This window comes from Candidatus Uabimicrobium amorphum (assembly GCF_009002475.1).
GTDB classification, from domain to species: domain Bacteria; phylum Planctomycetota; class Uabimicrobiia; order Uabimicrobiales; family Uabimicrobiaceae; genus Uabimicrobium; species Uabimicrobium amorphum.
In genome coordinates this window covers 8862784-8874635 of record NZ_AP019860.1, presented here as the reverse complement: position 1 = coordinate 8874635, position 11852 = coordinate 8862784, and the positions used below count along the sequence as shown (strand labels likewise).

Below are 11852 nucleotides of genomic sequence, written 5' to 3'. Positions count from 1 at the left end.
AAAGTAAATTATAGATTTTTGTATAGGTCATACAAATCCTGCATCATTTCTTGAGGATTTTGGTAGCGAGAGTCGATAAGCGCCATCGATTTTTCGACTATTCTTATTAATTCGGGTGATATTTCTATGTCGTAATCCTTTAAACTCTGGTACTTATTCTCTTTCTTGGCGATGGCAACTTGTAGTATTGTTTTGTGTCCACTAAAAGGCTCTACTCCACATAGAGCGTTGTAAAGCGTTGCACCTACCGAATAAATGTCCGCACGGATGTCGGCGGTTTTGGTCGCAGCCAATTGCTCGGGAGACATAAAATAAGGACTCCCCTTAATCGCTTCAGCATCTGTCAATCCATAGGTTTCATCCACTATTTTTGCTAGACCCATATCCAGAATTTTTACCTGACCATCGTCCGTAATATAAATATTTTCTGGTTTGATATCGCGATGAACCATATTTAATTTATCCGCATATGCCAGACCACTCAGAACACTCAAAATTATTTTTATTGCTTCACGTGGTGTTAAATACCCTCTTTCGGTGATAATTTCGTCGAAGGTTTGCCCTGGAAAATATTCCATGACCAAGTAATAAAGATCTCCATGATTACCTTGATCTAACAACTGAATGATATTTTTGTGCTGTAGTTTTTGTTGCATACTGCATTCGCGTTCAAAGTGTTTTAAGTTGGCTTGGGTGGGATGCGCCAGGGTTTTTAAAGCGACTTGTTTTCCATTGTGATCTGTTGCTAGATATACCTGCCCCGATCCACCGCTACCGAGCATGCTGTTGACAATGTACTGGGAGATTTTGAAAAGGTAATTGCCACCGCACACTTTACAGTTGATGCAAAGAAAATCAGTATTTTGCGACATTTCAATTTCTATGGTGTGTTCACAATCACATTTTTTTTCAAAATAACTACTGTGCATCATTTCTCCTTTTTCCCTAAAAAAATCCCGTCTACGTTTATTTATCTAGACGGGATTTATGCGATTGTTTAAAAAAGCGTCCACGACAAACTGAGTTGACTTGGATATAGTACGCGATCAAAATAATACCACAAAGAACTAACTTCGCGAATGGGTTTAAAGTTTTGTGGAGAAATTCCCGCACAATAATGATGAAATCCATATACCGTACTATATGTCCAGTTTGGATCCACATGATGTAGTGAAATGTGACCACCATCTGGAACAACGATCGCCATAATATTATTGAGTTTCTGCTTATTGATGATATCAGCGGCTTCATAAATATGCTGTACATCTATTGTTGTATCGTCTTGTGCATGGATAATGAGCAGTGGTAGTTTTATTTTTGGGAGTAAGTCATGTGTGCTGGCTTCTCTGAGTAGATCCTTATGATTTTTCATGGACTTAAATTTGCTTATATACTCCTGGGTTTTTTGGTCGAGATATTTATACTCTTCTCCGTAAATTTTTTCGCGCAAAAATTGTAGATTCTCATCGCTTTTTGTGGCATTGCGATTTGCTTGGTAGCGCGGCAAAATGATTTGATTAATGTATTCGTCGAACTCGTTGATTTGTATATCTTGTTGAATAAATTTACTTTCCCGTAAAGCTTCGATGCGGCTCAAAAACAAGCCATGGAAAAAATTACTGGTCGTACGCCCAAATCCGTGTTGTTTTAAATCATCAAAAGCTTTCACCATATCACAAGGAGGAGAAATCGCGACACCCGCGTCGATAATAGGGGCGTTGCCACTAAGAGCTGCTTCCTGTGAAGATTCATACATAGCGCGTATTGTGGTGTGTGCACCAAGGCTAAAGCCGATAAGGCCTACGTACTCTATTCCATAATCGCTTTTCAGACGCTTTGCAAGATAACAAAGGTCAAGAGCTTCATATATGCCAACACTCATTTCGGAAGATAAGCTTTCCCCGTGGCCACGCATATCTATAGATACCACTGAAAAGCCTTGTTCTTGAGCAACTCTAACATATTCTTTTAAGAAATATGTTCTTTTACTAAAAAAAATACCATGAATGATGATAATTGCTTTTTTGCTGCCATGAACAATACGCCCTTTTATTTGTAAAGGTTTATGACCAACAGGCGCACCTAAGAAATCTGCTGGTAGTTCATGATAGTTAGCTCGTTGTACATCTACACCGGCTTTTCCCGGAATTTGGTCCTCGAAAATGTCGTCATATGAATTCAAAACGATAAAAGAAGTCGAGGTCATTCCCAACTGACGTGGAGAACCAAAGGAACTTTGGTAAATAATATTATTGTCCTTGGTCAACTTTTGAAATTTTGGTAGTGAATTTTCGGTTTGTACAATGTCTGTATATTGGAAAGGGATATTGACAAAACATCCACATAGTAAAGACGGTAACAGAAACAATATTAGTTTATTTAGCATAATATACCTAGTTTAATAATCGTTTTTGACATAGCCCATATCGCGTAAATCAATTAGTTTTTGCTGTGCTAATGATTTTGCAAAATACATATTTCCCACAACTTCGCCATCGATAACGAGTTCATGTTCTTTGTCATAATTCAAGGTGTACACACCGTCTGTGGTAGAAGTTACAAATATATTCATGTTAAATGGTGCTTCATGATAAAAGTTTTTCTCACCTTCTGTTGGAAAGTGGCGGATCATGGAGTGCTGGACATCTACGTTTAGGACTTTTTTCTTTTGGAAATCATCAATCGTATGCTGTTTTTCGATGATGCGATAGTCAGCAGAAAAAAGTACCTCATTTGTTTTATTGCGTACAACATAATAGCGTCCAAAACCTTCGACCAAGAAGCGGTTGTGATCTTTAGGATTTAAGGTAATCGACATCACAAAACTTCCCTTGACGAAAATGTTTTTGCTCTGCAATTCTTGAAAATATTCACTGGAACCGAGGTAATCGATTAAAATCTCCCAGTTTTTTTGCCCCATAAGTTTTTCTAAGGCTCTTGCCGCTTGGCTTTCGTCTTTAAAATTGTATGTTTGCTTATACGAGTCTATTTGTGTAACGCGTGCCATCTGAATAGGCGCAACCCGACAACTTTGTAAAAATAATAGCGCGAGGGTTAACAACATAAGTTTTTGCAGCATGAATGTATCCTTCAATGAATAAGTAAATGGAAATAGGTAATAGTATGTTTTGGATGATTACGGTTGTTATTGCCGATAATCACGGATTAACAACATACCTCTACCATATATTTCGTAAAAATGGCCATGTGGTTAGAAAACTTTATTATTTTATTTTGATTTTTATTTCAAACTCTTTGTTACGCAGCTTTTTTCTTTGCAAAGAGAACTTGTTGTTTATCTGCTTTTGTATTATTTTTTGAATGAGTTTGACTCTAAACATGATATGGTTTGGGGTTGGTTCTTCCACCGTATAATATACAATTTCATTGTTTCGCGCTGTTATGGGGAGCACATCTACTTTAAATCCGTTTTGTGCAAGTATACTCTGTACTGTTTTTAATACTTTATTGTTTTTGCTAATAATGATTATTTTGTATTTCGCATTATTTTGTATTTGGTCTAGGTATTGTCGAATTTGATTTTTAATGCGCTCATCTTCTTGTGAAAGAGGGTTATTTTGGGCAAATTGAGAAAGAAAGACTTGCCACTCCGAAACGGAAGCTCGTTTTTTCTGTAATTGAGCGAAGGTCGATTGCATTTTTGCCAATTGATTTTGCCAATTTTCGATGGCTAAACGCAGCTCTTTTATTCTATTTTGCGCATAGCTACGCATTTTGTTATCTGTTTTTGTGTAGGGATTTTCCTTTGCATATGTTTTGGTAAATTTTTTCCACAGAGATAACTCCTCTTGCAAACCACGGCGACTTTTTCGAATTGTCTCAAAAGATTTTTTCATTCTTTGCAGCTGTGAATACCATTGTTTTTTTTGCGCTGTTTTTTGAGCTTGTTGTTTTTTGTATTTTTGAAGTTCTTTGCGTAAAGACGCGATCATTGTGTTTGCTTCTTTTTTTAACTTTTGATCTTGTTGTGTATATGGGTTTGGCGCTTTATTCTTTTTAAGAAAGTTTTCCCATAGCGCTATTTTCTCTGATATCGATGCTTTTTGTTTCGCAATGGTTTTAAATTGAGTTTGCATTTGTTGTGATCTTTTACGCCACTTTTCGCGATCTAGTTTTTGTGCTTTGAGTTTCTGATTTTGTAGATCTTTAGCATAGTTTTCAACGGTATCACTAGCTATTTTGTACATTTGCTCGTCTTGTTTGGAGTAAGGGTTATTTTGACTAAACTTTTTTAAGAACGTTTTCCATTGTTCTATTGTTGCTGGGGAATCTTGTTTGGCATTTTTTATTGTTTCAAAAGCCGCGCGCATGGCATTGAGTTTTTTATCCCAATTTTGTTGTTTTACGTTAGCTTGGGCAACGTGATTTTTGGCAGCGTTCAACATTGTGTTGTCTTCTGTAAAATAAATAATATTGGCACTAAATTTATCAACAAAAGCTTGCCAATCTTGCAGTGTAGACTGTGGTGTAAGTTTGGCATATTCTTTTTGCATGTTGTTTAATTGATATAATTGAATACCAACATAGCCACCTAGAAACAACATCACAACAATCATAGATGCTACGGCGGTACTTAACCAAGATTTTGGTTTGTACACTTCTTGGGAAATCATCGATGGTTCGTCACCCAAATATTGGCGTATATCACTGATCATATCTTCCGCGTTTTGGTAGCGCTCGTTGTGGTTTTTTGCCAAGGCTTGCAAACAAATAGACTCTAGCATTTTCTGTTGAGGTGTTAGTGGTTCTTCGTGGTTTTGGTATGGAGAAGGAATAGGCGTTTCAGCCACAACGGCATACATGAGTTGGTAACTGCTCAAATCGGAGTAAGGCTTTTTTCCGGCAATAATTTCATACAGCATAATGCCAATGGCCCATATATCACATAATGAGGTGGCATCCTTGGCATTTTCCCACTGCTCTGGTGACATATAACTCGGTGTTCCAAATGCGGCCTGCGATTTTGTCAAGTCGCTTTCATCTTGGATTTTTGCCAAACCAAAATCCGTAATCTTTGGTGTCATATCGTCGGAAAATAAAATGTTTCCTGGTTTTAAATCGCGGTGAACAAATCCTTTTTGATGCGCAAAAGACAAACCCTTTAGTACCTCTTTCAGCAACCGCACTTTTTTCTCGATCGGCATGGCGTTATCTTTGGTGACGACCTCAAAAGTTCCTTGAGGTAGGTTTTCCATAATAAAGTAGGCCTCTTCAGGATTGGCATAGTAAATGGTGGCGATGTTATTGTGGTTGAGTGCCGCCATATAGTGTATTTCACGACGAAACCTCTCCAAACCCGATTCGCCAATATTACTCAAAATTTTTACCGCTTCGTAGCGATGCATATTCGTGTTTTCCACAAGCCACACCTCTCCTTGCCCACCTTTCGATATTGGTTTTACATATTGGTAATTGGAAGGAAGCTGGGGCTTTTGGTAGTATTTTTTTGTCTCGGGAGGAGTCACATTTTCTCTACGTGAGGTATTTTCCATTTTATGACTCTGAGGATCGGTTCTCGATGACTTTGAAGTTTCTTTTTTAGCAATATTTACTGCTGATAAACGATCACTAATATCATCGGTGTTTGTTACTTCATTGGGTTGTGGTATGTTTGTTACTTGTGTTTGGTTTTTGTTCAGGGCCTCTGTTTTTGCTGTTTCAAAATTAGAGTTGTCTTGTAGCGGCACAGTGACGTCTTCACTGTAAGGAACGGTGATATCTTTGCTATACGCAACTGTCATATCATCTGGGTTAAGCGTATCTTCTTGCACGATGTTGTTTGTTTCTTTGGGGTTGGGAATATCTACATGTTTTTTTGGGGGGTGTTTTGCGACAATATCGTCGGGATTGATTGTCTGTTCTTGAACCTCTACTGCTCCTGAGAATGGTAATCTTTCCATGGTATGCGATTCAGGATTGACGGTCTCTTCTTGATTTTGGCTGAATACGCTTTGTTCTTGTGCAACAATGGCTTCGGGAATACTGCTTTGTTCTTGTACAACAATGGCTTCGGGAATACTGCTTTGTTCTTGGTCTACGGGAATGGCCGCAAAAGTACTGATTTCTTTTTCTGTCGAAGTCCCCGTGTCGTCATTGGGGACCATCGTTTGCTCTCCCGAAATATACTGAGGAGTTGCATTGGAAGGCGTTGTGGGTTTATTTATATCAAAAGCGGTCGCTTCTCCATCGATATACGAAGTGTTTTTTGGTTTATTGTTTATATCATTTTCATTGTTATTATTCGGTTCCGTCATGGCGTATCCCCATATATGTATATTAAATGGCTCAAAAGACACTTTAAAATATAATATCCATTAAAAAATGTAAAATATTTTTTAATGGATATTTCATAAGTCGGTTTCTATTTTTTGAAAAGAAGACCATTTGGCCGCATAGCAAATTAGCTGATTAATGTTTTTTAACTTTAGTTTGAGATTTACTATCGTTTTACCTGTCAATTTCCGAAACACTGCTTCGGGAATTGACAGATAAAATTTTTGGCATTGAAAGCCTTACGATCGTTTATTCGTGCGACCATTTCGTTGCCTTTTCAAACCGGGGAACGGTTACTTACGACTAATATAGTATCTTGTACTGTAACTACCGGTAATATTTCGTGTTCCATAATAGTTACTCACTCGAAAAGCATTGACCGAGGCTGCGATTCTGTATAAACCTTTTGCCAGGGATACTATTGTATTCTGACCGGGAGAAAGGACAACTTTTTTGGACGTTTTTCCACTGTAGCGTATTGTTAGAGTATATTCCGTTTGGTTTGTGATCATCAGACGTGCCATGCTGCCCGTTGTATTTGACTGATTGACTTCGGGAATAGATCCGTATGCCCCACGAGATATATCATCTACTACTAGGATTGGTAAAGGTTTCTCTGTAAGACACTTAGCGAATTTCAGGAAATTTTTTTTGGTTTACCTGCCAATTTCGCAAACACTGTTTGCAAAATTGGCTGATAAAAATATACTTGATCTCAATGTTACCAAGAATAAAGGGCTACAAAATGGTCTTGTACGAGATTTAAACGATGTAGACTATTTACGCTTGTTGTTTTCTTCTCTTAGTTGGTCGCACTTTATCGAGTTAATCAGAATTAAAGATGAACTACAACGCTCTTTTTATGAAATTGAGTGTGTGAAAAACAATTGGTCTGTGCGCGAGCTCATTCGCCAAAAAAATAGTATGTTGTTTGAAAGACTGGGGCTGAGTAAAGATAAAGCAAAAGTTATTAAAATGTCGCAAAAGGGAGCGGAGATTACATCGCCAGAGGATTTAATCAAAAGTCCGTATATTTTTGAATTCTTGGGTATAAAAGAACAGGCAGCGTATAGCGAGAGCGATTTGGAAAGCGCACTTATTTCTCATTTGCAAGAATTTTTGTTTGAGATGGGGAAAGGGTTTTGCTTTATTGCGCGCCAGTATCGAATCTCTTTTAACAATGACCACTACTATGTTGACTTGCTTTTATATAACCGCATCATAAAGTCACTAGTTCTCATCGATTTAAAAATTCGCGACTTTAAGCCTGAAGATGCTGGGCAAATGAATTTTTACTTAAACTATTGTAAAGAGCACGAAATGTTGCAAGGCGAAAACGAACCGATTGCTATTATTCTGTGTGCGGGAAAAGATGATGTTATGGTGGAATATGCCTTTGGAAGTTTTGAAAACAAAATATACACTGCCGAGTACCGATTGGTTTTACCATCTCCCGAAGAACTCAAGCGCGAGATGACAAATTACAAAGATCACCTGCTCCACTCATTTCAACAGGATAGACACCGTAGTCATGATATGGAAGAAGTGGAAGCTTCTATTGATCTATACCAAAATATTCTTGTTCATTTTAAAGGAATTACGAAAAAGCGTTGTGCGAAGTTGTTAGATTATTTCCGTCAACACAATGAAATTCGAATGCCAGAATATTTAGAGATGAATCAAATTTCCGAACGTACCGGTCATCGCGATTTTGAAAAGTTTCAGAGAAAAGGCGTTGTTAAATTTGTTGGAGCCAAGAAAAACGGTCATTATGAGTTGACGGAGCATTACTATGAAGTTTTTTCTAAACTCAAAGGAAAATAACTACGGAGCGCTAGAATATTATTGTGACTTTTGATGGAAAAAATATTATAGTGAAAATAACACAAAAGCCACGAAGGCTAATAGTTTGCAGCATCATTTGCTGGTCTATCATTCTCTGCATGGAAAAAATCACTGTAATCCCAAGGAATTGTCATGGACGAAAATAATCACAAAAAAAATACACAACAAAGTAAGCTGGCGGATAGTTTTGTTATTGGGCAACCATCTTCCCAAAAAACTTCTGCAACACAAGACTATACTTTGCCGAAAACGAAACGCTATACCTTGCAGCAAGAGTTAGGTCGTGGTGGGATGGGGGTTGTGTACAAGGCTTATGACAATATTTTGCGGCAAACCGTTGCGGTGAAAATTATTCAACAGTGTGATGCGCGACAGATTCAAAGATTTCTAAATGAGTGTAAGGCGATGGCACAGCTTGACCATCCTAATATCATTAAGTTTTTCGAGTTTGGTGTGGAGCCTAAGCCTTATTTTACTATGGAGTATATTGGTGGTAAAACGCTCAAAGATGTGATTCGCGATAAAAAACTCAATTATGTTTCTTTGATGAATTTGATGATACAGATTTGCGAGGCACTTTCTTACGCCCATAAACACAATATTATCCATCGCGATATAAAACCGGAAAATATCATGATTACCGCGGATTCTAAAGTCAAAATTATGGACTTTGGTTTGGCGAAAATGTTTGATGTTGACGATGAGAGTCTTTCGAAAACCGGAGACATTGTCGGTTCTATTCACTATATGCCTCCGGAACAAATTCGCGGTGAGGTTTGTGGCCAAAGTGATATATATGCAGTGGGAGCGGTTCTTTACGAATGCCTGACATACGAAAAGGTATTTCGCGGTGATTCTCAAGTCGATATCATGTACCAAATTTTTGAAAAAACACCGACACCACCACATAAACTAAACGCGAAAATTTCTCCTTATCTGGAAGCCATTTGTTTAAAGTGCATAGAAAAAAACGTCAGCAAACGCTACAAAGATTTTCGCGAGTTGTTGCGGGAATTTCGCAATTTGAAAAACAATAAACCTATTTTGGCAAAAAAATACAGCTTTCAACTGCAAGCAACAAATTTTTTGAAAAAGCACTACCATGTTTTGGTGGGAATTATCTTCTGTACTATGTTACTGACCATTGTATGGTTACTACAAGCGGATAAAAATCAAAGAGAACAAAAGCCGAGATCTCGTACAATAAACGATACCACTAAAAATCACAGGGAACAAAAGCCGAGATCTCGTACAATAAACGATACCACTAAAAATCACAGGGAACAAAAGCCGAGATCTCGTACAATAAACGATACCACCCCAAATCGCCAAAAGGCGGAAAAGCATTTGGCAAAAGGTGAACAATACCGAAATCAAAATATGTTTAAAGAAGCGATTGTCGAATATTCACAAGCAATTCGTTTGGCGGGAAAGGGATGGCATTTATATTGGAAAGCATATCGGTCACGCGGCGGTGCATACTCACAGGAAAATCAACACGAGGAAGCTTTTGCGGATTATCAAAAATCTTTGGAGTATGACCCTGACAACTGCTACACGGTGTTTGCACGAGGAATTTTGTTTCAAAAAGTAGGTGACGACGAACAAGCTTTGAAAGATTTCAGTAAAGCGATAGAACTTGCGGAAAGTACTCTTCAGCGGCCGGAAATTATGAGGGATAAAGGAAAAACAAAAATATTTATCAAAGGCCTTTTAAAAATTTTGATGAGTAGAGCAAAAATATATATGGAATTGAAAAAATTTGATTTGGCCCTTGTGGACTTTGAACGTTACTCCAAATTTGCTCCTAAGAAACCAAATGTCTATTATCTACAAGGAATGGCGCGCAAAAATTTGAAACACTTTGGCCATGCCATTCGTAACTTTCAGAAAGCGATTTCACTGGGATACAGGGGAAAAGAAAAACTCAATAAGGAAATTCTTTCTTGTAAAGAGTCCCTCGAAAAGTTTATAAATCTAGCAACACAGGCGATTGAGAAAAGCGAGAAACCGCAAGCGCAACTGTATATTACCCGTGCCAAGTGCTACCGGCAAGTGCAAAAATTTAAAAAAGCGATCGATGATTTTAATCGAGCAATTGCTCTCTCACCCTTTACAAAGAAAGGACGTCTCTATTTGGATCGGGCCGATGTTTATTTGTCTTTGCGAGAGGACAAGCAAGCATTGCTGGATTACAAACTCATACGGAAAAGTTATATGAAACAACTCCGTGCTGAACAAAAAGAAATGGTTCAGCTTCGCATTCGCAATTTGGAAAAACGCGTACAATACAATCAAAAATAAAAACACATATGCTACTCGAATGACATTTTTGTCATTCATATCACCTTTGTCATCGTTGTGAAATCCACACCGCTCGAAAAAATGTTAAATTTAATATTTTTTACCTAACCAAAACTTCTTTTTGTGCAAATAACAGTGTAAACATTGTATGCAACATTTCATTATCACAGAAAGAGGAAGTTATGCCTGCCAAAATCTATATTACGCTGCTACTATGCTTTTTTACGATAAATATTTACGCTGACAAAGCGGTATCATTAGAACCGCATAGTTGGTGTCCGGTGGTAAAAGAGCAGTTGGAGAAGTTAATCGCCGACAATGCTCATAAAAATAAGAAGGTAGTTTTTGATTTTGACAATACCATGATTTGTCGTGATATTGGCGAAGCTATGTTTGTGACAATGGCGATGGATCAGAAATTGCAGTTGCACCGTGATTTGCATCCGTCTTTTGTATTTGCTGGAAAAAAACACGGTGCTGCGTATACCAAAGATATCGTTACCTATTACGAAAATTATCTAGCGATGTCTAAGGATATGGATGACGAAACGCCTTATGCAAACGGTTACGCGTGGTTAGCACAAGTGATGCGTGGGATTTCTCCTGGTGAGGTGGTCACTTATACACAAAAAGCATTTGCCGGTAACATTGCGCGGCATGACCAGGAGAAGAATACGCAAACGACCATTCGTGGTTACCGTCGTCCTTTTTTCTATCCAGAAATGGTGGATTTAGCGGGGCGTCTATTATACAATGGTTATGACGTCTACGTTATATCTGCGAGTAACATTTGGACCGTGCGGTGGATGGTGACAAAGAAACTCAATAAACGCATCCAAAAAAAATTTGGAAAGCATCTCGGAATAGCTGCCGATCATGTTATTGGTGTTAGCGTTTTGTTAAAAGACCGTCGCGACAACAAATTATACAAAGACGCCTATTTGGTGAAAAACAACAATGCCTACGCTGCGATGAACGCAGAGGAACTTGAAAACTACACCTTGACACCCGAAATCACCTACCCGTTAACAGGATACTTTGGCAAAGTGGCCAATATCTTTAAATATGTATCACAACGTCGCCCCTTTTTAGTGTGCGGGGATAGTCCCAATGATTTTCCCATGCTCAATTGGGGACAAAACCGCTTGTTTATTACGCGTCTTGAGAAAATAGATTACCAGAAAAAACTTGTTGAACAAATCAACAAATCACTTCCAGGGAAGTGGCTATTGCAGCCGACGTTGTACAAAAAGTCACCAGGATTTGTCTCTTCACGAAGAGAAATAGAGTTGCGTCTCAAGGGAAATAGATACAAGAGAGTGGTTGATTTATTGGAAAAATCGCAGTATTTACGTGGATTTTCGAAAAAATAATTAGAACGTGTAATAACATGCTCTAGAATGACCCCA

The 11852-nt window shown here is 38.1% G+C and carries 7 protein-coding genes; 3 read left to right on the top strand and 4 right to left on the bottom strand.

Annotated elements, in window-relative coordinates; genetic code table 11:
• Positions 1-8 precede the first annotated feature (8 nt).
• The 4 genes from UABAM_RS31205 to UABAM_RS31190 all read right to left on the bottom strand — a co-directional run bounded on the left by UABAM_RS31205 (position 9) and on the right by UABAM_RS31190 (position 6275).
• Positions 9-932 (bottom strand): serine/threonine-protein kinase, encoded by a 924-nt coding sequence (locus UABAM_RS31205; protein WP_151971904.1) that lies wholly within the window; start codon positions 930-932, stop codon positions 9-11.
• A gap of 65 nt (positions 933-997) precedes the next feature.
• A complete protein-coding gene (locus UABAM_RS31200) occupies positions 998-2386 on the bottom strand; it encodes an alpha/beta fold hydrolase (protein ID WP_151971902.1) in 1389 nt (462 codons plus the stop codon).
• 12 nt (positions 2387-2398) lie between these two features.
• On the bottom strand, positions 2399-3079 hold the full coding sequence (locus UABAM_RS31195) for a hypothetical protein (protein ID WP_151971901.1): 681 nt from the start codon (positions 3077-3079) through the stop codon (positions 2399-2401).
• Positions 3080-3224: 145 nt separating this feature from the next.
• Entirely contained in the window at positions 3225-6275 is a 3051-nt protein-coding gene (locus UABAM_RS31190) for a serine/threonine-protein kinase (protein ID WP_151971900.1), read from the bottom strand.
• Positions 6276-6840: 565 nt separating this feature from the next.
• On the opposite strand from UABAM_RS31190, the gene UABAM_RS31185 reads away from it, so the two are divergent.
• The 3 genes from UABAM_RS31185 (at position 6841) to UABAM_RS31175 (ending at position 11816) form a co-directional block, all read left to right on the top strand.
• On the top strand, positions 6841-8118 hold the full coding sequence (locus tag UABAM_RS31185) for a PDDEXK nuclease domain-containing protein (RefSeq protein ID WP_151971899.1): 1278 nt from the start codon (positions 6841-6843) through the stop codon (positions 8116-8118).
• A 153-nt stretch (positions 8119-8271) separates the two neighbouring features.
• Positions 8272-10443, top strand: a complete 2172-nt coding sequence (locus UABAM_RS31180) for a serine/threonine-protein kinase (protein WP_151971898.1) — start codon at positions 8272-8274, stop codon at positions 10441-10443.
• Positions 10444-10625: 182 nt separating this feature from the next.
• Positions 10626-11816, top strand: coding sequence for an HAD family hydrolase (locus UABAM_RS31175; RefSeq protein WP_151971897.1), 1191 nt, complete (start codon positions 10626-10628; stop codon positions 11814-11816).
• Positions 11817-11852: the final 36 nt, after the last annotated feature.

Coding starts and splice junctions, on each gene's coding strand:
- UABAM_RS31205 (WP_151971904.1), bottom strand. CDS start 932: ATGATGCACAGTAGTTATTTTGAAAAAAAATGTGATTGTGAACACACC.
- UABAM_RS31200 (WP_151971902.1), bottom strand. CDS start 2,386: ATGCTAAATAAACTAATATTGTTTCTGTTACCGTCTTTACTATGTGGA.
- UABAM_RS31195 (WP_151971901.1), bottom strand. CDS start 3,079: ATGCTGCAAAAACTTATGTTGTTAACCCTCGCGCTATTATTTTTACAA.
- UABAM_RS31190 (WP_151971900.1), bottom strand. CDS start 6,275: ATGACGGAACCGAATAATAACAATGAAAATGATATAAACAATAAACCA.
- UABAM_RS31180 (WP_151971898.1), top strand. CDS start 8,272: ATGGACGAAAATAATCACAAAAAAAATACACAACAAAGTAAGCTGGCG.
- UABAM_RS31175 (WP_151971897.1), top strand. CDS start 10,626: ATGCCTGCCAAAATCTATATTACGCTGCTACTATGCTTTTTTACGATA.